This window comes from Sulfurovum indicum, assembly GCF_014931715.1.
Taxonomy (GTDB): domain Bacteria; phylum Campylobacterota; class Campylobacteria; order Campylobacterales; family Sulfurovaceae; genus Sulfurovum; species Sulfurovum indicum.
This window is the reverse complement of sequence record NZ_CP063164.1, coordinates 366,077-388,546: the sequence shown is the minus strand read 5'-3', so window position 1 is coordinate 388,546 and position 22,470 is coordinate 366,077. Positions and strand designations below refer to the sequence as shown.

The window sequence follows — 22,470 nt, the reverse complement described above, 5'->3', positions numbered from 1 at the left end:
TCAGATTACGCTTTTGTTGTTTTGTACTCACCTGTAGTCATATTCATGTGGTGAGGCATTCTCCATGTTCCATCTGCATCTTTAACCGGCATTGGAAGTGTCAATTTGTAATGTGTTCTTCTTTTTGCTGCTCTTGTGTGGCTCACACGTCTCTTAGGTACTGCCATAGTTCATCCTTTTCTTCGTTGTTTTAATATTCTATTTCCAGTGTCTCTTCACTTCCGTCACAATTGTCACAGTAGTGGAATGCACCTTCGATCGCATTAATTTCGCTTTCAAGTATGTACGTTACATCGATAACGCCATCTAAAAACTCAATTATATCCAAATCATCTTTATCTTCAGATACCTGATCACTGAGCGTCAGCTTCAGCGGTGTTGTGATCTCCTGGTCAAATACTTGACCGCAGCGATCACATATAAGAGGAAGACTTCCCTCCATTTTGGCATTGAGCAAGACACGATGATAACCGCTCTTTTGTAGTGTTCCGGTCAGTTTCACACCCTGAACATCCAGTTCAACAGGCTTTGCTGTTGAACCTACTTTGTCAAAAAGAATTTTCAAAAACGTTCTTAATTAATGTATTTCTCTTTGGGCAAAAAAGAAACTGATCTCAACTGCTGCATTTTCCAAAGAGTCACTTCCGTGTACTGCATTTGCATCAATGCTGTCTGCAAAATCCGCTCTTATGGTTCCCGGTTCAGCTTCTTTAGGGTTTGTTGCTCCCATAAGCTCTCTGTTCTTTGCCATTGCATTTTCACCTTCAAGAACAGAAACCACAACCGGTCCCGAGATCATGAATTCTACAAGATCATTGAAGAAAGGACGATCTTTGTGAACCGCATAAAATGCTTCTGCATCTACTCTTGAGAGTCTAGTCTTTTTTGTTGCTGCAATTCTAAGTCCGGCTGCTTCAAAACGTGCAAGAATCTGCCCTACAACATTTTTTGCTACTGCATCTGGTTTGATAATTGATAGTGTTTGTTCCATACATATATTCCTAAGGGATAATTTACTTCACAGAGAAGTATTCGGGCGGAATTGTATCTAAATAGATATTAATTTTTGATTAAAAGGTGATTTTCTTGAAATATAGATAGGTCGGCCGGGAAGCCCCGACCGTAACGTAAAATGGAAATTAGTCCTCGATTACCGGCGTACCTTTTTCCCCTCTGTTTGGTGACGCAGGCATTCCTTCTACTGGATCATCCCACTGGATACATCCTTCAGTAGGACATGCTTCTGCACATGCCGGAACTTCAAAGTAATCTACACACTCAACACATTTGTCTGGGTATACGTAGTAGATCTCCTCACCTGTTGGGTTATCATCCTCATCAACGATCGCTTCTACTGGACATTCGTCAATACAAGCGGCACAGTTGATACAAGTATCTGTAATAATTACTGCCATTTGTTTCTCCTTTATGTAAGATGCTCAAACTATAGCAAAACTTATTTAAATTATTCTTTAATTATATCCCTAAATAGGTTCTAATCTCATCTACCCTATCCAATTTTTCCCAGCTGAAATCCTCTTCTTCTCTACCAAAGTGTCCATAGGCCGCTGTTTTTCGATAGATCGGACGTAACAGATCGAGAGAATCCATGATCCCTTTTGGTGTCAGGTCGAATAACTCTTTGACACATGCAATAATCTTTTCTTCCTCTATATTGGAAGTACCATGGGTATCGACATAAATAGAGACCGGCTCAGCTACACCGATTGCATAAGCGATCTGCAGTGTCGCTTTTTCACAGGCACCTGCAGCCACAAGATTTTTAGCCACGTGGCGTGCTGCATAGGCTGCAGAGCGGTCTACTTTTGTTGGATCCTTTCCTGAGAAAGCACCTCCACCATGCGGACATGACCCCCCATAGGTGTCAACTATAATCTTTCTTCCTGTCAAACCGGCATCACCCTGAGGACCACCGATAACAAAACGGCCTGTCGGATTAATATGGTAGGTGATCTCATCACTAAGCATATCATATGCTTCAAGTACAGGGGTAATAACCTCTTGGCGTACTGCCTTTTGCACCTGTGCCAGCGAGACATTGTCATGATGCTGGGTAGAGACAACGACCGTATCAACACCGACCGGTTTCCCATCAACATATTTTACTGAGACCTGTGCTTTTCCGTCGGGACGGAGAAAAGGAACAGTTCCGTTTTTTCTTACTTCAGCCAACTTGGCTGTGATCTTGTGTGCCAATGAGATAGGAAGAGGCATCAGTTCAGGTGTCTCTTTACAGGCATATCCGAACATCAGTCCCTGATCACCTGCACCAATCTCACCATCTGCCTGGTCAACTCCCTGATTGATATCCGGCGACTGTTCTCCAATTCCGTTCAATACACCGGCTGAGCGATAGTCAAACCCGTAAGATGCATCGGTATAACCGATATCTCTTACCACTTCACGTGCAATTTCCTGCATTGGCGCATATGCTGTTGTCTTTAATTCTCCTGCAATAACACAAAAACCATTGCTCAGTAACGTTTCACATGCCACTCTGGCATTGCGGTCCTCTTTAATGATGTAGTCCAGGATCGCATCTGAGATCTGGTCTGCCATCTTGTCAGGATGCCCTTCGGTTACTGACTCACTGGTAAAAATGTATTCGTTAGCCATTTTTAATCCTTTTAAATATTAAGTTCGTCCACTGTCACTGAACTTAATAAAAAGATAAACTATCACTTTATTAAGTTCAACACTTGAACCGGTGCATTAAAAATGCACCTTACAATCTTCTTTAGTTTTTAACTGTTAATTTTTTACCCGTTCGGCCAGTTGTTCAGGCAACAATCCAAGACTCTCTTCTACCAGCTTAGTATTCCCATGGGTAATGAAAGCGTCATCATACTCAAATGAAGTTAACGATATATCACTGATCCCTTTTCCGTTCAGAAATTCCAGAATCGCAGAACCTACACCTCCACGCTTTGCGGAGTCTGAGAAAACATACCATTGCTTATAACGTTTACTCAACGATTCAAGCATTGTTTCATCCAAGGGCTTGACAAAGCGAAGGTCAAGTATTGCCACCTTTTTCTCCAATAAAGCCGCAGTCTGTTCTGCTCTTCCTACACCGTTACCATACCCGATAAAAAGGATCTCCTCCCCTTCTTGAAGCAGTACAGACTTACCAAGTTCAAAAGCAGGGCACTGGCAATCCTCAGCGAGGAAGGATCCTCTTGGGTACCTGAAGGCACACGGATGATCATACTCTTTGGCAAACGCCATTGCCAGTTTCATTGTTGTTTCATTATACGGTGCTAAAAGCGTCATATTGGGGATAGCTCTCAGATAAGAGATATCAAAAACTCCCTGATGCGTCTCTCCGTCTTCTCCTACGATTCCTGCACGATCCAGAGCAAATGCCACACCCAAGTCCATCAAAGCAATATCATGGATCACCTGGTCATACCCTCTTTGCAAAAAAGTAGAATAGATGGCACAGAAAGGTTTAAATCCCTCTTTTGCCAATGGTCCCATGGAGGTTACTGCATGCTGCTCGGCAATGGCAACATCCCAAAAGCGTTCAGGATACTTCTCCATGGCGGCACTAAGTCCCGTACCGCTTGGCATTGCAGCAGTCACTCCTACGATCTTTTCATCTTCATCTGCCATAGAAACCAGTGTTTCCGAAAAAATCTGTGTCGCAGATTTGGCACTGCTTTTTTTATATGCTTTACCGGTTTCCGGATCAAATGCACCAACACCATGCCAATGCTCTTTGGTTCCCTCTGCGATCTCATATCCTTTACCTTTGGTTGTCTGGGCATGTATGATTACCGGCTTGCCAAACTGCTTTGCTACTTCCATCGTTTCAACCAGTGAAGAGATATCATGTCCGTCCACCGGACCAATATATTCTATACCCATCTCTTCAAAAAGAATACCTGGAGTGATCAGCTTAAAAGACTCTTCAAAGCGCTTAGCCATATAGGTCGCACCTTCGGGAAAATGGTCCAGTACCTTCTCCACTTTTCCCTTGAACTTCTGATAGAAAGAACCAGCCATCGTCTGTGACAGCAGTTTGGATATTGCACCGATCGGTTTGGCAATACTCATCTCATTGTCATTAAGAATGATCACCACAGGATACTTACGATCCCCCAATTCATTAAGTGCCTCATAGACCATCCCTGCACTCATACTTCCATCACCGATAAATGCTACCGGAATGCGCTCCTCTCCTTTGAGTGCGATCGCTTTGGCTGCTCCAACTGCCAATGAAATGGAAGTGGAACTGTGCCCTGCTACATAATAATCATATGAAGACTCTTTGGGTTTGGTATACCCGCTGATCCCTCCAAACTGACGTAATGTATCAAAAGTCTCCCATCGATCGGTCAGAAGTTTATGTGCGTAAGCCTGATGACTGACATCAAAAATAAACGGGTCTTTGTTTACATCAAAGACCTTGTGCATCGCTACAATCAGATCAGTTGCACCCATTGTTGAACTCAAGTGTCCGCCATTTTTACTTACCGTTGCAAGTATGCGGTCTCTTATCTTCTGTGCCAGTACTTCAAGCTCTTCAACCGTATAGTCTTTAATATCCATTATTTTCTCTCTATTGCTTAGTCATATAATACATCAATATCTTCTTGGCAAAGACAAGCTTCTCATCATCATACGAAAGCCCTAGCTCTTTTGCTGTCTCTTTCAATCGCTTTTTTGTTATTTTTTCCATAGTAACAGGTTTAACTTTAGCTTCGATGAAATCTTCCAGTACAAATGGTTCGGTCTTTACCTCACCTGCCTTGACCACCTCAACACGTTTCAAGCAATAACCTCTGCAAAATGTTTGAAGAAGATGTCGTTCTGACGCTCCGTTCCGATAGTAATCCGTACAGCATTCATTCCATAAGAGGCCAGGTTTCGGATGATCACCCCCCGCTTTAACAGCATATCAGAGATATCTGTAGAATTCATCGAATCCGGGAACAGATAGGTGATAAAGTTGGTATAACTGTCTATATATGTAAACCCATTCTCTCGGGCAAAGGTTTCATAACGCTTGATCTGCTCCTGATGCAGCGCAATGGATTCTTTTACGAAAGTATTATCTTTTGCCGCTTCGATCGCTGCAGCCAGTGAAAGTGTCGTGATGTTAAACGGCGGACGCATCTTGTAAAGCTCTTTGATCAAGTCTCTCTGTGCGATCCCGTATCCTACACGCATACCTCCAAGCCCGTATGCTTTTGAAAAGGTACCAAGATAGATAACATTTTCATAACCTAAAAGATCGTTTGGTGTAATAGCATATTTTGTATCTTTTGCTGCCGCATACTCCATATAGGCACCATCAACCACTACCAGCGTATCATTGTCGATCGCTTCTATGATTCGCAATACCTCTTCTTTGCCGGTTGCATCTCCGGTCGGATTATTGGGTGTGCAGATATAAACGATCTTTGGTTTATATTCATTATAAGCATCAAGAAACTCATCAGCTTTGTGCTCATAACTCGGTGTTCTTACAATCTTTGCACCCATTTGTCTGGCATAGATCTCATACATTGCAAAGGTTACTGCCGACATCAAGACCGACTCGTTCTCATTCAGCAGCGCCCTGGAAATAAACTCCAATACCTGATCTGATCCCGCACCAATGATAATATTCTCATCTTCTACACTAAACTTTCGGGAAAGTACTTCTTTCAGTTCAAACATACTGTCATCAGGATAGAGGTGTGCTTTGTCTGCATTTTTTCTAATGACCTCTGCTACAGCAGGACTTGTACCTATAGGGTTCTCATTGGACGCCAGTTTGACCACCTCTTCAGGGGAAATACCGAACTCACGCACCACCAGTTCGATAGGCTTTCCTGCTTCATAAGTTTTAATACTCTCTAACACTTTATTGAACTTCATTACTATCCTTCAGATGATGGGAGAAGTCCCATCTTACATTAAATAAAAACCTTGCAGAGAAAAGCAAACTGAGACTTTCTGCATTCCTTTCTCCCACTGAACAAATGCAACAGCATTGATCAGATATCATCCGTCTCCTTGACATAAGAACCGAGTACCTTGATCACATCTTTATGCTTTTGGATGATCTCTTTGATCTTTGGGTCATCTTTATGCCCGTTAAACTCTATGAAAAAGACCGATACGCCTTCGACAATATGTGATTTTATCTTTGTCAGATTAATATTCGCCGCTTCAAAATCATTAAGAAATTCAACCAGTGAACCCGGCTTGTTCGGCAATTTTACCAAAAGTGATGTCTTGTCATTGCCGCTTGGTGCATTCTCAAAATCGCTGACAATAAAAAATCGTGTTCTATTATTCTGGTTATCTTCAATATTCTCAAAAAGGACCGGGAGGTTATAGATCTTGGCTGCAACGGCAGAACAGATCGCTGCACTCTGAGGATCCTCCGCCGCCAGTTTAGCCGCTTTTGCTGTAGACTCCACAGGAATCTGTTCAACCTCGTCAAAACCGAAGTCACTCAAAAAATTCTGACACTGCCCAAAAGCGATATCTTTGGAATAGATACGCTCAATATCCTTTATATTCTCTGCCTCAGTTGCAAGCACATGGTGAATTTCCACAACCACCTCGGCAATAATCTTCAAGTCATAGTCATTCAGGCAGTTGATCGTATCACTCACAATACCGTTGGAACTGTTCTCTATAGGCACAACACCGAATTTAGCCTTACCATTACTGACTTCACGAAATACTCCTTTGATAGTCGCAACGGGGAAATAGACACTCATTGCACCAAACTTGCTCTCTGCTGCCTGATGGGTAAAACTTGCTTCCGGTCCAAGATAGGCAATGGCTTCAGGACGTTCAAGATTACGTGCAACGGCAAACATTTCCAGGAATAGAGCATCTATCGCTTCATCAGTAAGCTTTCCGTGATTGTGTTCTTTAAGACGCTTCAATATCTCCTGCTCACGTTCAGGACGATAAATGGGTGCACCGGTAGTATTTTTCAGTTCACCCACCTGGTGCACCAGTTCCATACGTTCATTATATAGTTTAAGCAGTGTATCGTCAATATGGTCTATTTTCTCTCGTAACTCATCCAGTGTCATACCTACTCCTTGTTATAACGCCAAAGAAGCGAAGTCTTTTTGAGTACGTTCACACCGGACTCCAACTGAAGGTATACACTACGATATCTTCGGCAAAGTATTTGTGTGACCTGTCGCTTATCAACGTTATTTATCATTTTATTCCAAGAACTCTTTCTCCAGACGTACCTGATCTTCATAGGTCTCACGTCTTCGGATCAGTCTGTCCGTTCCACCTTGTAACGCAATTTCAGCAGGTTTTGGACGTGTATTGTAGTTACTTGCCATTGTAAAGCCATAAGCTCCTGCCGACTGTACCACAATGATGTCGTTATGATTCAATGGTGGCAGCGGTACATTCTTTCCAAAGAAATCACCACTCTCACAAACAGGACCGACAACATCAGCAGGTGTCTTTTCTCCCTCTGCTCCCACTGCTTCGATCTTATGATATGCATTGTAAAGACTTGGTCGGATCAGATCATTCATTCCGCCATCAACGATCACGAAACGCTTACCGTCGTTGTTCTTCTCGTATAGAACTTTTGTAAAGAAAGCACCGGCATTAGCAACCATATAGCGTCCGGGCTCGCAAAGCAGTGTCACATCCAACCCTTTGGTTGCCTCAGAGATCGCTTCTGTGTAGGCTCTCTCCGGGATAGGTGTTTCATCATCATAGACTACACCTATTCCGCCACCCACATCAAAGAACTTGATATCGATCTTAATTGCTCTAAGTGAACGTACCAGATCTGCAACGATCATAGCCGACTCTTTAATCGGATCAAGGTTGGTCAACTGTGAACCGATATGAAAATGTATCCCTACCGGATTAAGATACTCTGACTTGTTTGCATAAATATACATACGTTTTGCCATATCGATCTCAACCCCAAACTTATTCTCATGCAGGCCTGTCGAGATATAGGGATGCGTCTGAGGATCGATGTTGGGATTAACCCGGATGGAAATACGTGCTTCTTTACCCAGAGCTTTTGCCACCATCTCCACACGTTTCATCTCTGCTTCGCTCTCAAGGTTGAGCATTAAAATATCTCTTTTCAATGCCTCCTCGATCTCATCATCACGCTTTCCTACACCTGAAAAAATGATCTTGTACTTATCTACACCCGCATCCAATGCACGTCTGACTTCACCGATACTTACACAATCAGCTCCGGCACCAAGCTTTGCCAAATGTTGAATCACAGAAAGATTGGAGTTGGCTTTGACTGCATAGTTAATAAGTGACTTTTTCCCTGCAAAAGCTTCTTTGAGTGTTCTGTAACGGTTTTCAATATAATCAAAATCATACATGTAGAGCGGAGAACCGTATTTCTCCACCAGTCCTTTATAGTCTATAGACATTTACTATCCTCTTGATATTTGAAGTGATTTTATCTAAAAATTGATTAGAGGTGCCCTAACAGAGAGACGTGAGTAGATTCAGAAGTCTATACGATACTTCGTTCATTTGTAAAAAAGACATAGATCGCATAGACCCAAAGCAGTCCTATAGGCAAAATCACTGTCACCTCAGGTGGCAATACACCATTGGCACCAATCTGGTTCAAACCGAACAATATCCCCCAAACAACAAAAGTCGATCCCAAAGCAGACGCGATAACCAGTCCAACATGCATCATCCTTGCATGAAAAGGGAGTTTGAAAAAAAGAATAAGTAACATTGCCAAAGCAAAAAGAGGCATCACTGTCTTTTCATAAAGAACTGCACGTATCTTGTCAGAATTAAGATGCTGTTCTTCAAGCAGTTTCCAGGTCGTATAGGCATCAACAATATTGAGTGCTTTCCCTTGATAAAGTGACTCTATTATCTTGGGTTTGTAGCCTTTAAGCGTTTTAATATTTTTTTTATGCTCAATTTGGTAGCGAACCAGTTTGCCATCTTCATATATATGTGTCTTGAGTGTAGCATCTTTCGCATCCCATTCTTCTCCATCAAAAACCGCATAGGGTGCATGAATCGTATAGAGTACCCTGTAGCCGGATACTTTGAAGATCGTAATATCTTCGAGCTTTTTATGCACAGGATCAAGCTTTTTCATATAGACAAATGTATCATTGTATTTGAAGAAAAGATCATTGACATCATAGGCATTGAGCTGTTTTTCCAAAAGCACAGCTGCTTTATCCTTTGCATAAGAAAACTCTGTGGTATGCAGATAGGTAAAGAGAGCATAGATAAGCACTGCAACAGACATCAACGGTACAACAAGACGTTTTTTACTGTACCCGAAAGCATGGAATGCTCCCATGGTATTCTGCTTGACAAAAGTCAGCTTGGTCATAATGAGAGCAAAAACGATCGCTAAAGGATAGAGAAGACCTAATGCCTCCTGCCACATATAGTAGATATAGAGGATCTTGTAGTTGCCTGCAACATCCAATTTCTGAATATGCTGGAAATAATCGATCGCAGCAAAGGCAAATGCCAATCCAAAAAGGATGGCCAAAAGGTTTTTGATATAGTGTTTGGCAATATAGAAAAAATAACGAGGAGGATTCAGCAGACTCATACGTGCAGTGCCTCTATAGACTTAAGAGTGTAGTGTGACTTGACTTCATTGAGCTCATGCTTCAAAAGTGCTTTACATGCGCTAACAACATGATCAATAAGTGACCTGAGCAATGTTATCTCTTCTGCATTGAAATCATGCAGTACATAATCCGCCACCTGTGATTTTCGTTCAGGTTTTCCTACACCTATTCTCACACGCAGATACTCTCTACCGACCATAGCATCTATTGACTTTAAACCATTATGTCCACCATGTCCGCCCCCTCTTTTAAAACGTACCGCACCAAAAGGAAGATCAATATCATCATGGACCACAATAATATTCTCCAGATCGACTTTGAAAAACTGCTTGACAGGAAGTACACTCTTGCCTGAAAGGTTCATATAGGTAACAGGTTTTAGAAAAAGGGTATTGGTTGTACGGTAAAGCATACCGTGAAATGCTGTTTTGGAGATATCTCTGGCTCCAGTGTCATCTACAAGTGCGTCGATGACCTTGAAACCAATATTGTGGCGTGTATCTTCGTATTGTGATCCCGGGTTTCCCAGACCTACGAAGAGTGTCACGACAATACTTTCATTATTTGGCTTTAATTACACCACAAATAGCAACATCCGGTCTGTCCATCATTCTGCACCCTTCAGGTACTTCAACATCTCTGATAAGGATAGAGTCATCTCTCTGTAGCGGTTCAACGTTAAGGTCAAATTTTGCCGGTATATTCTCAATGGCACCTCTTACCTTCACTCTTCTTTTTGACATAACAAGTACACCTTTGTTTTTCAGACCAACCGGTGTTCCGTGTGTTACAACCGGTACAAGGTAGTCTGTCACCTGACCAGGAACCGCAATTCTAAGGTCTACATGTACTACTTCTCCGTGAATAGGATGCAGTTGATACTCCTGGATTACAACGTTAAGCTCTTTGTCCCCCACTTTTACAGGGAAAGTAAGGCTATCCTTATTTCTAACTGCTCTTGCAAACTCACCACGTTTAAAAGCGGCTTGAATATTCTCTACGCCGTTCGCGTAAAGGTTTGCAGTTAGATAACCATCTCTTCTAAGCTTCTTTGCAGTAGTCTTTCCGATACTCTCTCTAACGATACCTTCTAACATTTTTATGTCCTTAAATTAAAATAGGAACGGATTATACCGAATTTTTTTTAAACTATCCTTCATTCTCATCTTTAAGTTCAAGGACATCCAGTCCGTCTTTCCCAGCATTCTCATCAACAATAGCACCTTTGCCCACCCCTTGCATTTTAAGTTTCATGTCAGCCGGATTGGTTGCATAGTCCAGTGCTGTTTGGGCATCTATCTCTCCCGTTCTGTATATATCAAGCAGTGCCTGGTCAAATGTCTGTGTTCCATAGATATCTTTCCCTTCAAAAAGTGCATCAGGAATTTCAGCATCACGTTTTTCTGCAATAAGCTGTGTAATACGTGCTGTCTTTTTCAGCACCTCTATTGCGGCAACCCTCCCTCCTCGTTTGGTTGGGATCAGACGCTGGGAGATCACCCCTTCAAGTATCGAAGCCAAAGACATCCTGATACGGTTTTGCTCATCATTGGGAAACATACCGACAATTCTGTCAATAGTCTCTTTGGCATCCAGCGTATGCAGTGTTGAAAATACCAGGTGGCCTGTATTTGCCGCATGCATCGCAATATCGATCGTTTCAAGGTCCCGCATCTCGCCGACAAGGATGATATCGGGATCTTCTCTCAAAGCTGCTCTCAATGCATCGGAAAAAGAGTAGGTATCCTGTCCGATACCTCTCTGGTTGATCAGACAACCTCTGTCTTTGTGTACAAACTCTATAGGGTCTTCAATGGTGATAATATGCTTTTTCTGTTCAGCATTGATCTTTTCCAGAAGTGCAGCCAGGGTAGTAGATTTTCCCGATCCGGTCACTCCCGTCACCAGTACCAGTCCGCGCTGTATATTGGCAAAATCATTGATTACCTTGGGGAGTTTCAGCTGTTCAATAGTTAAAATTTCAATAGGAATGATCCGGAACACCGCACTTAGTCCGTCCATCTGGTAAAAGAAATTCACTCTGAAACGATACTCTTTTCCAAGTGTATAGGAAAAATCCAGATTACGCTCTGTTTTAAGCTTCCCGTATTGTTCTGTTGTCGTAATCTCTCTGGCGAGCTCATCCATCTGCTGTGAAGTGAGCTCATCTTTACCCAGAAGCTTCAAGACACCGTCTATTCTCACTCTTACGTGGGAGCCGGATTTCAAATGAAGATCACTTCCTTTATTGCTTATCATCGTACGTAGGTACAGTTTGAGTCTCTCTTCCATGCGCGTTTCCTTTTATCGATTTAACGTATCCAGCATCTCCTGGAACGCTTGTTCAAACGCTTCCAACCCCTCTTTTAACAGTGTAGCATAAACCGTTTCCATATCAAAACCGCTATCTGACAACTTTGTAAAATACCCGTTTATTACTGTCTCTTCCAAAGGAAGTTTAGCCGGTGTCGGTTTTACGGATATATAGGATTCAATGGTCGCCAACGGTGCAGTGTTGACAGAATGGGAGGCAAGCAGCTCACGCATATAGTAGTAGGCAGGCAGATCATTACCTTTTACTCCTGTACTTGCAAAAAGTGTACGAATATTTTCACTGCCGCACTTTTCGATCATGTTGTATATCTTTGCAGCATTATAAATACCTGTCAGTGAAGTGTCTATACCGTTTTGCGCAAGTTCATTGTCGAGCATTCTGTCAAACCGGCTGACAAAGACAGATATCACACCATCCACTTTTCTGTCGGTCTGTTCCATCCCTTTTTGCATTGCTTTGATACAGCGCCCGGCCTGTGTTGGTGAAAAAATCAGTGTCGCATTAACAGAAATACCTTCAGAGAGCAGTGTGCTCATTGCTTCATATCCCGCATTGGTCGCTGGTACTTTGACCATTACATTGGGTTCTCCTATTGTTTCAAAAAGTCTTCTCCCCTCTTCGATCGTACCTTGCGTATCATTGGAGAGAAAAGGGTCAACCTCAATGGAAATATATCCGTCATTTCCCTCATCATAAAGCGGTCGCAAAGCCTGTGCGGCCGTTCTGATATCTTCAATCGCCAATGCCTCATACTTCTCTTTTGGACTTTTCCCCGAGAGACTCTCCAACTGTTCTTTATAGGCAGGAGAACTTGTAATCGCAGATGCAAAAATAGCCGGGTTGCTTGTCGCGCCGTTAATAATCCCTTTTTCTATCAAAGCTCCGAATGCATTTTTCAAATAGTCCCGCTCTACAAAATCCAACCACAACGAGAAACCGATCTCTCTATTTACCATCTGTCTTTTCCTTATATTTCCATCTAAAATTCTGCCATGAGCCGATATCACTTGGTTTTTGCAGTGTCTGTTCAAGCTCATATAAAAAACGGTTACGGTCCACTGTCTGGGCCCCAAGTCCAACCATATGGTCGGTCTTCATCTGGCAGTCGATAAAATCATAACCTCTCTCTCCTAAAACATCACTGAGCGCTTTAAATGCCACTTTGGAAGCATCGGTCATCAGAGAAAACATCGACTCTCCAAAAAAAGCTTTTCCCATTGAAACACCGTAAAGTCCACCGACCAGTTCCTCATCTTTATATACCTCTACACTATGGGCATATCCCTCTTCATGCAAACGGATATATGCCTCCTGCATCTCAGGTACTATCCATGAGCCCTTCTGCCCTTCTCTGGGTACAGTGGCACAGTACCTGATAACATCAGCAAAACAGTGATCAAATGTTACACGGAATCCACCGTTACGCAATACTCTTCTGAAAGACTTTCTTACTTTAAAATCTTTCGGGTAGAGCAGCAGTCTTGGATTTGGTGACCACCATAAAATGGGATCTCCCTCCAGGTACCACGGGAAAATGCCGTTACGATATGCTGTCAACAATCGTGTTGATGAAAGATCTCCTCCATAGGCAAGCAGTCCTTCATCCGAAGCAAAACGAGGGCTGGGAAATGCATACGAATAGTTGCTCAGCGGAGGAATCAGATAATCCTCCTCATCAAACATTGATCCCATTTTAAAAGCTCCTGCGGAGCTTTTTAGTGGCTGAGGAACAAGGAACAGTCAATAATGTCAGTATACTTTGCAGAGCAATACTTTTATTTATTAAATTAAAATACTGATGGTGCATTTATTTTGCTCCATAGTTGAAAGTCAGTTTACCGTCACTGAAACCGACTTTGACCGTTCCGCCCTTTTTCAGTTTACCAAAGAGTATCTCATCGGTCAGTGCCTCTTTGATCTTCTCATCGATCACACGGGCAATGTGTCTTGCACCGTAGCGTTCATCATATCCCTCTTGCGCCAGATAGATTTTGGCTTTTTTTGTCAGTTTGACTTTGATCTTTTTGGATCTTAGCAGAGTATTCAGTTTCTCAACCTCTCTGTCAGCTATCTCGATAAGTGCCTCAAGTTTAAGCGGGTTAAATTCGACAATGGCGCTGAGACGGTTTCGGAACTCCGGTGCAAAGAATGCATTAATCGCTTTGTCGGTCTTCACTGATGTATCTTTCGTAAAGCCCATAACATTTGGTTCCTTGGTTCCAAGATTAGAGGTCATAATAAGTATGACATTTTTAAAATCACTTACAACACCGTTGTTATCTGTCAACTTTGCACCATCCATGATCTGAAGCAGAATATTCATAATATCAGGATGCGCTTTTTCGATCTCATCAAGCAGCAGTACAGTATGAGGATGTTTTTTGATCATCTCTGTAAGCAGTCCACCCTGTTCATAGCCGACATACCCCGGAGGTGCACCTACCAGACGACTGACAGTGTGCGCTTCCATATACTCACTCATATCCAGGCGTTCGAAGTGTACATGCATGGTTTGCGCCAATTGCGTAGCCAATGCTGTTTTCCCCACACCCGTTGGTCCTACAAAAAGAAATGAACCAATAGGCTTGTTCTCTCCGGTAAGTCCGGCATACGAACGTTTGATCGCTGCTGACAGTACATAAATCGCTTCATCCTGCCCGATAATATGCGCTCTGAGATCTTTTTCAAGATTCTTGAGCTTCTTCGTATCATCCGTTCCGATGACCGTTGAAGGCAGCTTCATCATCTTTGCTACACTCTCTTCAATATCTTTTGGCGTGACGTCAACCCCCTCTTTTCCACGAAGCATAAAATGGGCCCCTACTTCATCAATAATATCCATTGCCTTATCCGGCAGGAAACGGTCATGCAGATACTTTACGGAAAGGTCAATGGCACTCTGCAATGCTTCATCGGTAAAATTGATCTTATGAAAATTCTCATATTTGTGCTGGACTCCTTTGAGGATCGTAAAGGTATCCTCAATGCTTGGCTCTTCCACATCGATCTTCGCAAAACGGCGGCTGAGTGCTTTGTCTTTGTCAAAAAAATTCCTGAACTCACCATAAGTTGTCGCACCAATACACTTGAGTTCTCCTCGTGCAAGTGCAGGCTTAAGCAGGTTGCTGGCATCCATACTTCCTCCGCTGGTCGCACCCGCACCAACCATTGTATGGATCTCATCAATGAAGAGAATGGCATCCTTCTGTACCGTAAGCTCCTTAATGATCCCCTTGAGTCGCTTCTCAAAATCACCCCTGTATTTGGTACCCGCGACAAGCGCTCCCATGTCCAGCGCATAGACTTTTGAGTTTTTTAGTACATCAGGGACCTCATCCTCAGAGATCTTAAGCGCCAACCCTTCAGCGATCGCTGTTTTACCGACCCCCGGTTCTCCTACCAGTAAAGGATTGTTCTTTTTGCGGCGACACAGTGTCTGCATTACACGATTTATCTCATCAACCCGTCCTATCACCGGATCGATCTTACCGGTCTTTGCCAGGGAAACAAGTTCTATCGTAAACTGTTCAAGCAGTGTCTCCTCTTTCTCACTCTGTTTGGAAGGAGCACCCTCCTCCGTATGGTTGTGTGAGATCACTTCCAGGATATCTATACGTGCGATCCCCTCTTTTTTCATCAGATAGACCGCATAGGAGTGTTCCTGCATAAAAATGGATGCAAGCATATCTCCTACCTTTGCTTCGGTACGTCCTGCCGAATGGATATGAGTCATCATATCGTTGATGGCACGTGAAAGTGCGACTGTCTCAAAAGGCTCTACAGCCTCTTTGAGTGTCGGAATCGTTTTATGTATATGCTCAACTATTCCTTTTTCAAGCCTAGCTATATCTGCACCCAGTGTCTCTAAAATATCTTTTCCTTTTTCCGACCGTACGATCGCTAGGAAAACATGTTCTACGGTCAAATACTCATGACGGTTCTCTTTGGCATAGCTTACCGCCTCTTTAAATACATCATTCAATGCTACACTGATCATTTATATACCTTTCATTCTTTCATGCATCCTCTTCCATTGTTGCAAGAAGAGGGAATTCATTCTGCTTGGCGAGCTCTTTTACCTGCTCAACCTTCATCTGTGCAATCTCGTAGGTATATACCCCACAGATCGCTTTTCCCTTTTCATGGATCTGTAACATGATCTGCTCTGCCTGGCTGTGTGTCTTATGAAAGATCCCCATCAATACCTCTACCACAAAATCCATACTTGTATAATCATCATTGTGCAGCAGCACTTTAAAAAGTTGTGGTTCCTGCAGTTCTAAAGCAACATCTAATTCTTCTTCAAACTTTGGCATCTTATGTTAAAATCCTGATTAATAATTTATTGATACTTACACATGTTTCATGTAAGACTCTATATTATACAAAAAAAATGGAGAAATGCAAGTGAACACTCTTTTTATCACCGCTACAGGTACAAATGTAGGCAAGACTCACACCACACTGAGGCTTATAGAGCTATTGGCAGAAAAAGGAGTAAAACCAGGTGTCTATAAACCCATTGAGACAGGTGTCACAAATGAAGCGGCCGATGCTACGGCTTTGCTTCAGGCATGTCAATCGGTCAATCCTGACTTTAAATCATTGACAGTACAGGATATTACCGCCTATACCTTTAAACTGCCTGCAGCCCCTTTCTGTGCCGACCTTGAGCATAAGATAGATCTGCAGTACCTTATTGAGAAGCATGACATGCTGTTAAAAAGATGTGATATTCTGCTTGTTGAAGGTGCAGGCGGGTTGATGGTTCCCATTACCAGAGAATACCTGGTAATCAATCTCATCAAAGAGTTGGAAAGCAAAGCACTGCTTGTTACACCGAGCCGGCTTGGCTGCATCAACGATACCCTCCTCTCGATAATGGCTTTGCGAAGTTTCGATATCGACTTTGAATGGTGTGTCAATCTATATGAGGGCAAAAAAGATTTTTCCAAAGTTACACAGCCCTATTATGATGAAGTATTTCCAGGATGGTGGAGTACGGAAAAAGGGTTGGAAAAGTTTGCAGAATCACTACAGGATCAGATTCTTTAGAGTTGGTATGAAACCAAACTCCCCTTTTACCACACCTTTGCTATAATCTTTTCCAAAGAACGGATTCCCGTACAAAGCACAGGAACAACAGAGGATGATCACCCATGCAACATCTTATAGATACAAATAATTTTACTGACAGCCAGATAACCGACCTGCTTGAAGATGCAAAGCGATTCAAAACACAGAGACCACCGCAACTGCTAAAGGACAAACTGCTTATCACACTATTTTTTGAGCCCTCAACCCGTACACGCAGCTCATTTGAAGTAGCTGCCAAACGTCTGGGGGCGGCAGTCGTACACCTTGACCCTTCACGCTCTTCCACAAAAAAAGGAGAAAGTCTTGAGGATACTTTTGCAAACCTCTGTGCAATGGAGCCCGACGGTGTCATTATCCGCCATGAGGAAAATGAAGCACCCGGCATCTTGGCAAATATGCAGATGACCCCTGTTATCAATGCCGGTGCAGGAAATCATGCCCATCCGACACAGGCCCTGCTCGATCTTTTTACACTAATGGAACATTTTGACGGAAACATTGAGGGGAAAACCATCGCTATTGTCGGGGATATCGTCAACTCAAGAGTGGCCAGCTCCGGTATACGTCTGCTTTCACGTATGGGCATGAAAGTTCTGCTTGTCGCACCCAAACCGTTCCAGCCTGAAAACATCAAACTTCCCCAATACGAAAACCTGAAAGATGTTATCAACCAGGTCGATGTCATCATGAGCCTTCGTGCACAGCTTGAACGCCATGCCAAACCAATTTTTGAAGACTATGATGAATATGCCAGACACTACTGCATTACCAAAGAACATCTTGGCAACAGAGATATCCTTATTCTGCATCCCGGACCTGTCATGCGGAATATAGACATCTCCGATGAAATACTCGATGACCCAAGATGCAAAGTACTGACCCAGGTAAAGAACGGTGTCTTTATGAGAATGGCCATCTTGAAATTACTGCTGCTGGACAGCAATAACTAATGTATAATAGGTAGTGTATAGTGTGTAGAGAAAAAGGAGAGAGGGTTACCGGTCTACACGTTACACACCATACGTTAGACACTGAAAACCACTGGTTGTCTTCACAAGAGGGTTTTGATAAAATAAACCGGCTTGGCAAAACCAGGACACCTTTTCTTTTCATTATCTCCTATGACAAAAACAAACTCTTTGTACAGCCCCTGGACAAGCTTGACAAGGATATCTTCTACAAACTGGAAGAGTGGCGTAACTATCCTGCGAAAAAGAGAGAAAAAGCATTTACATTTTCCCTCTCTCCTGTTAATTTTACCCAATACCAAAATGTAATGGAAAAGATACTCGAAGAGATCCGTTCCGGCAATACCTACCTGCTTAACCTTACCTTTGCCACTCCCATAAAAACCGATCTGACACTCAAAGAGATCTTTACCTATGCCAGAGCCAGGTATAAACTCTATTTTAAAGGAGAATTCATCTGCTTCTCTCCGGAATGTTTTGTAGAGATCGAGGGAGACACCATTGCCACCTACCCGATGAAGGGTACTATTGATGCACATATTCCTGATGCCAAAAAGCGTATTCTTTCCAATGAGAAAGAGATGGCAGAACATGTTATGATCGTTGATCTCATGCGTAACGATCTTGGTATTGTAGGTACAGATATCAAAGTTGAAGATTTTCGCTATATTGACCGTATCAAAGCCGGAAAGAAGGAACTGCTTCAGGTCAGCTCTAGAATCACAGCCAAACTTCCTGAAGAGTGGCAGGCTCAGCTTGGCAAGATACTCGATAAACTCACACCGGCAGGTTCCATTACCGGTACTCCAAAAAAAAGTACGGTTTCCATTATTGATCGTGTAGAAAACTATGATAGAGGATTCTATACCGGAATATTTGGTATCTTCAACGGAAAGAGCCTACGCTCAAGCGTGATGATACGCTTCATTGAAGAACAAAACAGCCAAATGCTTTATAAAAGCGGCGGCGGTATCACCATAGACTCCGATGCACAAAGTGAGTATAAAGAGTTAAAGGACAAGATCTATCTTCCACTATAGCTTAAAAACTCGGATGGGAAACTCACTGCTTTGGGAAGAAACAGTTTGGCATGTATCTGTTCCCTACCGACTGAACGCTGAAGCTGATAAGGCACATAGATATAGCGCCCTGCTATCTTTCTGTACTGCTGGGAACGCTCTTCAAGATGTACACGTATTGCACTGTCAACACTCCCGTCCGAGATACTTTCAGGCATCTTTGTATCCGCTAACAGTACAATAATATCAACCTCTTTCTGCTCTATGTAGAGTTTCACCTCTTTATAAAGTGCCCTGTAGGAATCCCGTGCATTTGCAATGCTGTTGTCTATTCTCTCTATCTCTCCGTTTTTATCCAGAAGCATAGCAAAAGGCCGGAATATCTGATCCTTCTCAAGCATTGCCTGGGCTTCATAAATAGACTTTTCCAGCATCATCATAGCACGTTCATCATCAGTCATCCTGTTAACCTTTTCCTTTTTTCCCAGATTATACAGTAGCACTGCTTTTGATCAAACAGAAAGTGATAAAGATCTCAGTAGCATCCTCTCCTGATTCTATGTTTCCACTCATAGGTTCTGTCTTCTGATATCTTTGAAAAATAGAGTTCCCGTTCGTCTCTCCAAGGATCAACCACAATACCATCCATAACCTTCTGCCCCTTGGCGACTACAACCAGAGCATTATGCTCCCGCCAGTAATCTCCAATATTCGCGCCAACCAGATGAAATTCAAAACCGGAATAGTTTTTCTGTTTTAGATAGCTGTAGAGCCCATCGCTATAGTGGTAACATAACCCTTTCTTTTTTAAGCCTATATTGACTAGGAAATTATGCATATAAGGGTTCCCCGTACGTTCAAACATCTGATCGAGAACTGCTGATCTTTGGAAAATAGCAGAAGAGAGGTCCTGAGCTTCATGATAAGATATCTTCTCATCAAGTTCCATAAGTTGTATAGCAAGTACTTTCCTGCTGCTTTGCTGATGGGGATCATGTACTGTACTGCATCCCCATAAAAACAAAAAAAGAAAGAAAAGTTTAAGTATAGTACTGTGCATAATAGTATGGCAAATAGCGCACAAGAGATATAATCACTCCCAGCATCACCAGACCGTAAACCCAGATCAGCCTGGGCTGTCTGGAAAGCATAAAGCCACCTGTGAACCCTGCAACCAAACCTGCAATATGTGCAGTGACATCAATAGACTCTATGGAAAACCCCAATACAAGGTTAATCCCCATAATCACAGCAAAATCTTTCATGAATGCTTGACTGCGGACAGCTCTCCTCTTCCTGTGTGCCAGGAAAAAGCCGGCCAAGGCCCCAAAAACACCAAATATCGCACCTGAAGCACCTATACCAACACTTTCAGGATGTACGAGAAGTGATACCAATCCTCCGACAAGACCGGCAAAAAGGTAAATGGAAATATAGGCTTTTTTCTCGAAATAAAGCTCCATCCCACGTCCTATGAGATAGATTGAGACCATATTCATCAAAAGATGTGTCATACCGCCATGCAGAAACATGGCCGTAAAAAGCCGCCACCACTCTCCATGCAATACTGTCAAGGGGCCATAGAGTGCGCCCATATCAACAAGCACCCTCAAGTTCATTTCGACAATACTTCCGCTATATATAGAGGAAAACAGATAGACAGCGCTGTTTAGAAGAATGACTAAATAGGTCAGAGGGTAACGCTGAAACTCCTGCATCAGGTATTAACAGATCGCTCTTGCAAATATCACACCGTCAACGCCTCCACGGGCAATTTTACTGATCTCTTTTTCATTTTGGATCAGCACCAGTACTTTGGTATCAAAAAGATACTCCTGTGCCACCGGTTGTACCATCAGTCCCATATCTTCATCGCAGATCATATAGGCAGCCCCCAGTGCATTGGCATAGATCGCATCATCAAGTGAGCTGACCACTACTGCATACGTAATCTGGTTCTCCTGACAATACTGTGCCAGTTTATGTGAATCGACCAACGGTTCAAGCAGTACAACCTGTTCAGGTTTGCTCGTTTTGATATCTTCTTCTGAGTAGACTCTGCAAAACTCCGGGCTCTTGATCCATGGATGTCCGATAAGTATCATTTTCGCTCCTTGATAAAAGTATTCAGTTTACTTTTTTATACACATTCATCACAGCAGTATTTGCCATTGATTAGTGTAGCCTCTTTGACCGTTACGTATGTACCGCACTGACTGCACTCTACAAGAGTATCTCCATCAGGTTTCTTCTCTTTGGAAGTACTTTTCTTTCTCAATGCAGGCAGTTTGCCCCCAAAGAATTTATAAATTAGCAGCCCCGCGATCGCAAAGATGATAAGCTTCAAGATCATACCCGACCCCTGATATAGAGATAGTTTCTCTGATTTTTCTGTACTATATCATAATCTAACTGATGTTGTACCGCTTCAATCTCTTCAAAAACACGGCTTCCTTTGTAAAAAAGATAATTTGTATGACTATCACTGATATTCTCTGTCAGCTCGAGAAGCAGTTTTGTATTGGTCACAGCCCGTGAAGAGATGAGATCAAACGGTGTATGCTCTACCCCTTCAACCCTTTTTGCTTCTACCTTCACATTCTCCAATCCAATATCTATTGCAGCATACTTCAAAAAAGCAACCCGTTTCTTCAACGGTTCAGCCAGAACCACTTCCGTTTCAGGCAGCGCTGCAGCCAGTACAAAACCGGGGAAGCCTGCTCCTGTTCCAACATCAAGCAGGCTTTTTGGTCTTTCAATAAACACCAGGGGATAAAGTGAATCTATGATGTTCCCGTAGATCGCTTCCACTGTTTTGGCCCCGGTCAGATTGTGCACCCTGTTCCACTCTTGCAACAACAGAGTAAAATGTTCCAGTTTTTCAATGATCTCTATAGGAAGCTCAATACCTTCCTGCCTCAAACAAGTTCGTAAATCCATTCATTCACCATTTACAATTCAACATTCATTACGCAGCACTGTCACCAGTCCGCTCTCCGCCAGCTTATCTACAAAGACAGAGAGATCTTTTTTCAATACATCTTCTTCCACATCATACTGATCAAGAAGTGCTCTGAAGACCTTCTGCAACTCCCCCTCATTCTCTTCTATCGCCTGCCAGATAGATGTACCCACCTCATCCAGTCCGAAATAGTTTTCGGTATTCATATCAAGCAGTACCATCTCTCCATCTACTTCCTGAGCAAAAACAGTATCCGGGAATTTTACTTTTTGACTAAGGTCCATTATTTTCCGTCTTCCTTCTCAGCTTATTTTACAAAACAGATTGAAACCCGTTATCACGGATATAGCTCGCAAATTAAATTTTACGCTGCTTCACTTGAAAGTTCCTTTGAAACTTGTTTATTGTGAGTGTAGCATAAAATAGTTTTCCCTATCTCTTCATCCATTCATTCAATCTCCAGGGGAAGTGTTCTTAAAGACCG

General features: G+C 42.7%; 28 protein-coding genes. 3 read left to right on the top strand and 25 right to left on the bottom strand.

What is annotated here, in order from left to right:
* Positions 1-5: 5 nt before the first annotated feature.
* The 18 genes from rpmF to IMZ28_RS01965 all read right to left on the bottom strand — a co-directional run bounded on the left by rpmF (position 6) and on the right by IMZ28_RS01965 (position 16,256).
* Positions 6-167: a 50S ribosomal protein L32 gene (rpmF, locus tag IMZ28_RS02050; RefSeq protein WP_012083812.1), complete on the bottom strand. Its 162-nt coding sequence runs from the start codon at positions 165-167 to the stop codon at positions 6-8.
* A 23-nt stretch (positions 168-190) separates the two neighbouring features.
* The gene (locus IMZ28_RS02045; protein ID WP_197548984.1) at positions 191-565 is read right to left on the bottom strand and encodes a YceD family protein; all 375 of its coding nucleotides are present in this window, start codon (positions 563-565) and stop codon (positions 191-193) included.
* Positions 566-577: 12 nt separating this feature from the next.
* Complete coding sequence (gene ndk, locus IMZ28_RS02040) at positions 578-991, bottom strand: nucleoside-diphosphate kinase (protein ID WP_197548983.1); 414 nt, start codon at positions 989-991, stop codon at positions 578-580.
* Positions 992-1,139: 148 nt separating this feature from the next.
* Positions 1,140-1,415 carry a 4Fe-4S dicluster domain-containing protein gene (locus IMZ28_RS02035; protein WP_197548982.1) on the bottom strand — a complete coding sequence of 92 codons (276 nt, stop codon included), beginning with the start codon at positions 1,413-1,415 and terminating at the stop codon, positions 1,140-1,142.
* A 61-nt stretch (positions 1,416-1,476) separates the two neighbouring features.
* A complete protein-coding gene (metK, locus tag IMZ28_RS02030) occupies positions 1,477-2,637 on the bottom strand; it encodes a methionine adenosyltransferase (protein ID WP_197548981.1) in 1,161 nt (386 codons plus the stop codon).
* 135 nt (positions 2,638-2,772) lie between these two features.
* Positions 2,773-4,575 (bottom strand): 1-deoxy-D-xylulose-5-phosphate synthase, encoded by a 1,803-nt coding sequence (dxs, locus tag IMZ28_RS02025; RefSeq protein ID WP_197548980.1) that lies wholly within the window; start codon positions 4,573-4,575, stop codon positions 2,773-2,775.
* A gap of 10 nt (positions 4,576-4,585) precedes the next feature.
* A complete protein-coding gene (locus IMZ28_RS02020) occupies positions 4,586-4,798 on the bottom strand; it encodes a hypothetical protein (protein WP_197548979.1) in 213 nt (70 codons plus the stop codon).
* Positions 4,795-5,889, bottom strand: coding sequence for a histidinol-phosphate transaminase (hisC, locus tag IMZ28_RS02015; RefSeq protein WP_197548978.1), 1,095 nt, complete (start codon positions 5,887-5,889; stop codon positions 4,795-4,797). The genes IMZ28_RS02020 and hisC overlap by 4 nt, the downstream gene beginning before the upstream one ends.
* Positions 5,890-6,008: 119 nt before the next feature.
* Positions 6,009-7,067, bottom strand: a complete 1,059-nt coding sequence (gene pheA / locus IMZ28_RS02010) for a prephenate dehydratase (protein ID WP_197548977.1) — start codon at positions 7,065-7,067, stop codon at positions 6,009-6,011.
* Between the two features lie 138 nt (positions 7,068-7,205).
* On the bottom strand, positions 7,206-8,414 hold the full coding sequence (lysA, locus tag IMZ28_RS02005) for a diaminopimelate decarboxylase (RefSeq protein ID WP_197548976.1): 1,209 nt from the start codon (positions 8,412-8,414) through the stop codon (positions 7,206-7,208).
* 86 nt (positions 8,415-8,500) lie between these two features.
* Positions 8,501-9,583 (bottom strand): LptF/LptG family permease, encoded by a 1,083-nt coding sequence (locus IMZ28_RS02000; RefSeq protein WP_197548975.1) that lies wholly within the window; start codon positions 9,581-9,583, stop codon positions 8,501-8,503.
* The gene (gene pth / locus IMZ28_RS01995; protein WP_197548974.1) at positions 9,580-10,152 is read right to left on the bottom strand and encodes an aminoacyl-tRNA hydrolase; all 573 of its coding nucleotides are present in this window, start codon (positions 10,150-10,152) and stop codon (positions 9,580-9,582) included. Before pth ends, IMZ28_RS02000 begins: the two co-directional genes overlap by 4 nt.
* Before the next feature lie 13 nt (positions 10,153-10,165).
* Positions 10,166-10,702 (bottom strand): 50S ribosomal protein L25/general stress protein Ctc, encoded by a 537-nt coding sequence (locus tag IMZ28_RS01990; protein ID WP_197548973.1) that lies wholly within the window; start codon positions 10,700-10,702, stop codon positions 10,166-10,168.
* Positions 10,703-10,754: 52 nt separating this feature from the next.
* A complete protein-coding gene (locus IMZ28_RS01985) occupies positions 10,755-11,897 on the bottom strand; it encodes a type IV pilus twitching motility protein PilT (RefSeq protein ID WP_197548972.1) in 1,143 nt (380 codons plus the stop codon).
* A 12-nt stretch (positions 11,898-11,909) separates the two neighbouring features.
* Positions 11,910-12,896, bottom strand: a complete 987-nt coding sequence (locus tag IMZ28_RS01980; protein ID WP_197548971.1) for a transaldolase — start codon at positions 12,894-12,896, stop codon at positions 11,910-11,912.
* Complete coding sequence (gene aat, locus IMZ28_RS01975) at positions 12,886-13,632, bottom strand: leucyl/phenylalanyl-tRNA--protein transferase (RefSeq protein WP_197548970.1); 747 nt, start codon at positions 13,630-13,632, stop codon at positions 12,886-12,888. Before aat ends, IMZ28_RS01980 begins: the two co-directional genes overlap by 11 nt.
* 115 nt (positions 13,633-13,747) lie before the next feature.
* Positions 13,748-15,937, bottom strand: coding sequence for an ATP-dependent Clp protease ATP-binding subunit ClpA (gene clpA / locus IMZ28_RS01970; protein ID WP_197548969.1), 2,190 nt, complete (start codon positions 15,935-15,937; stop codon positions 13,748-13,750).
* A gap of 19 nt (positions 15,938-15,956) precedes the next feature.
* Complete coding sequence (locus IMZ28_RS01965) at positions 15,957-16,256, bottom strand: ATP-dependent Clp protease adaptor ClpS (RefSeq protein ID WP_197548968.1); 300 nt, start codon at positions 16,254-16,256, stop codon at positions 15,957-15,959.
* Positions 16,257-16,341: 85 nt separating this feature from the next.
* Here IMZ28_RS01965 and bioD point away from each other — a divergent pair, with 85 nt between their 5' ends.
* The 3 genes from bioD to IMZ28_RS01950 all read left to right on the top strand — a co-directional run bounded on the left by bioD (position 16,342) and on the right by IMZ28_RS01950 (position 19,045).
* Positions 16,342-16,995: a dethiobiotin synthase gene (gene bioD, locus IMZ28_RS01960; RefSeq protein ID WP_232087497.1), complete on the top strand. Its 654-nt coding sequence runs from the start codon at positions 16,342-16,344 to the stop codon at positions 16,993-16,995.
* A gap of 104 nt (positions 16,996-17,099) precedes the next feature.
* A complete protein-coding gene (locus IMZ28_RS01955) occupies positions 17,100-17,987 on the top strand; it encodes an aspartate carbamoyltransferase catalytic subunit (RefSeq protein ID WP_197548967.1) in 888 nt (295 codons plus the stop codon).
* Between the two features lie 95 nt (positions 17,988-18,082).
* Positions 18,083-19,045: an aminodeoxychorismate synthase component I gene (locus IMZ28_RS01950; RefSeq protein ID WP_197548966.1), complete on the top strand. Its 963-nt coding sequence runs from the start codon at positions 18,083-18,085 to the stop codon at positions 19,043-19,045.
* Here IMZ28_RS01950 and IMZ28_RS01945 read toward each other — a convergent pair.
* The 7 genes from IMZ28_RS01945 to IMZ28_RS01915 all read right to left on the bottom strand — a co-directional run bounded on the left by IMZ28_RS01945 (position 19,030) and on the right by IMZ28_RS01915 (position 22,270).
* Entirely contained in the window at positions 19,030-19,485 is a 456-nt protein-coding gene (locus IMZ28_RS01945) for a hypothetical protein (RefSeq protein ID WP_197548965.1), read from the bottom strand. The genes IMZ28_RS01950 and IMZ28_RS01945 overlap by 16 nt on opposite strands.
* A 74-nt stretch (positions 19,486-19,559) precedes the next feature.
* Positions 19,560-20,084, bottom strand: a complete 525-nt coding sequence (locus tag IMZ28_RS01940; protein WP_197548964.1) for a hypothetical protein — start codon at positions 20,082-20,084, stop codon at positions 19,560-19,562.
* Positions 20,065-20,643, bottom strand: coding sequence for a rhomboid family intramembrane serine protease (locus IMZ28_RS01935; protein WP_197548963.1), 579 nt, complete (start codon positions 20,641-20,643; stop codon positions 20,065-20,067). Before IMZ28_RS01935 ends, IMZ28_RS01940 begins: the two co-directional genes overlap by 20 nt.
* 105 nt (positions 20,644-20,748) lie before the next feature.
* On the bottom strand, positions 20,749-21,129 hold the full coding sequence (locus IMZ28_RS01930; protein WP_197548962.1) for a hypothetical protein: 381 nt from the start codon (positions 21,127-21,129) through the stop codon (positions 20,749-20,751).
* A 35-nt stretch (positions 21,130-21,164) separates the two neighbouring features.
* Positions 21,165-21,377 carry a PP0621 family protein gene (locus IMZ28_RS01925; protein ID WP_197548961.1) on the bottom strand — a complete coding sequence of 71 codons (213 nt, stop codon included), beginning with the start codon at positions 21,375-21,377 and terminating at the stop codon, positions 21,165-21,167.
* Positions 21,374-21,964, bottom strand: a complete 591-nt coding sequence (gene rsmG / locus IMZ28_RS01920) for a 16S rRNA (guanine(527)-N(7))-methyltransferase RsmG (protein WP_197548960.1) — start codon at positions 21,962-21,964, stop codon at positions 21,374-21,376. The genes IMZ28_RS01925 and rsmG overlap by 4 nt, the downstream gene beginning before the upstream one ends.
* An 18-nt stretch (positions 21,965-21,982) precedes the next feature.
* Positions 21,983-22,270, bottom strand: coding sequence for a PqqD family protein (locus IMZ28_RS01915; protein WP_197548959.1), 288 nt, complete (start codon positions 22,268-22,270; stop codon positions 21,983-21,985).
* Positions 22,271-22,470 lie beyond the last annotated feature (200 nt).

Bases quoted from the DNA above. Each gene is read 5' to 3' on its own strand.
- rpmF (WP_012083812.1), bottom strand. From the start codon at position 167: ATGGCAGTACCTAAGAGACGTGTGAGCCACACAAGAGCAGCAAAAAGA.
- ndk (WP_197548983.1), bottom strand. From the start codon at position 991: ATGGAACAAACACTATCAATTATCAAACCAGATGCAGTAGCAAAAAAT.
- IMZ28_RS02035 (WP_197548982.1), bottom strand. From the start codon at position 1,415: ATGGCAGTAATTATTACAGATACTTGTATCAACTGTGCCGCTTGTATT.
- metK (WP_197548981.1), bottom strand. From the start codon at position 2,637: ATGGCTAACGAATACATTTTTACCAGTGAGTCAGTAACCGAAGGGCAT.
- dxs (WP_197548980.1), bottom strand. From the start codon at position 4,575: ATGGATATTAAAGACTATACGGTTGAAGAGCTTGAAGTACTGGCACAG.
- hisC (WP_197548978.1), bottom strand. From the start codon at position 5,889: ATGAAGTTCAATAAAGTGTTAGAGAGTATTAAAACTTATGAAGCAGGA.
- pheA (WP_197548977.1), bottom strand. From the start codon at position 7,067: ATGACACTGGATGAGTTACGAGAGAAAATAGACCATATTGACGATACA.
- lysA (WP_197548976.1), bottom strand. From the start codon at position 8,414: ATGTCTATAGACTATAAAGGACTGGTGGAGAAATACGGTTCTCCGCTC.
- IMZ28_RS02000 (WP_197548975.1), bottom strand. From the start codon at position 9,583: ATGAGTCTGCTGAATCCTCCTCGTTATTTTTTCTATATTGCCAAACAC.
- IMZ28_RS01990 (WP_197548973.1), bottom strand. From the start codon at position 10,702: ATGTTAGAAGGTATCGTTAGAGAGAGTATCGGAAAGACTACTGCAAAG.
- IMZ28_RS01985 (WP_197548972.1), bottom strand. From the start codon at position 11,897: ATGGAAGAGAGACTCAAACTGTACCTACGTACGATGATAAGCAATAAA.
- IMZ28_RS01980 (WP_197548971.1), bottom strand. From the start codon at position 12,896: ATGGTAAATAGAGAGATCGGTTTCTCGTTGTGGTTGGATTTTGTAGAG.
- aat (WP_197548970.1), bottom strand. From the start codon at position 13,632: ATGGGATCAATGTTTGATGAGGAGGATTATCTGATTCCTCCGCTGAGC.
- clpA (WP_197548969.1), bottom strand. From the start codon at position 15,937: ATGATCAGTGTAGCATTGAATGATGTATTTAAAGAGGCGGTAAGCTAT.
- IMZ28_RS01965 (WP_197548968.1), bottom strand. From the start codon at position 16,256: ATGCCAAAGTTTGAAGAAGAATTAGATGTTGCTTTAGAACTGCAGGAA.
- bioD (WP_232087497.1), top strand. From the start codon at position 16,342: ATGCAAGTGAACACTCTTTTTATCACCGCTACAGGTACAAATGTAGGC.
- IMZ28_RS01955 (WP_197548967.1), top strand. From the start codon at position 17,100: ATGCAACATCTTATAGATACAAATAATTTTACTGACAGCCAGATAACC.
- IMZ28_RS01945 (WP_197548965.1), bottom strand. From the start codon at position 19,485: ATGACTGATGATGAACGTGCTATGATGATGCTGGAAAAGTCTATTTAT.
- IMZ28_RS01940 (WP_197548964.1), bottom strand. From the start codon at position 20,084: ATGCACAGTACTATACTTAAACTTTTCTTTCTTTTTTTGTTTTTATGG.
- IMZ28_RS01935 (WP_197548963.1), bottom strand. From the start codon at position 20,643: ATGAACTTGAGGGTGCTTGTTGATATGGGCGCACTCTATGGCCCCTTG.
- IMZ28_RS01930 (WP_197548962.1), bottom strand. From the start codon at position 21,129: ATGATACTTATCGGACATCCATGGATCAAGAGCCCGGAGTTTTGCAGA.
- IMZ28_RS01925 (WP_197548961.1), bottom strand. From the start codon at position 21,377: ATGATCTTGAAGCTTATCATCTTTGCGATCGCGGGGCTGCTAATTTAT.
- rsmG (WP_197548960.1), bottom strand. From the start codon at position 21,964: ATGGATTTACGAACTTGTTTGAGGCAGGAAGGTATTGAGCTTCCTATA.
- IMZ28_RS01915 (WP_197548959.1), bottom strand. From the start codon at position 22,270: ATGGACCTTAGTCAAAAAGTAAAATTCCCGGATACTGTTTTTGCTCAG.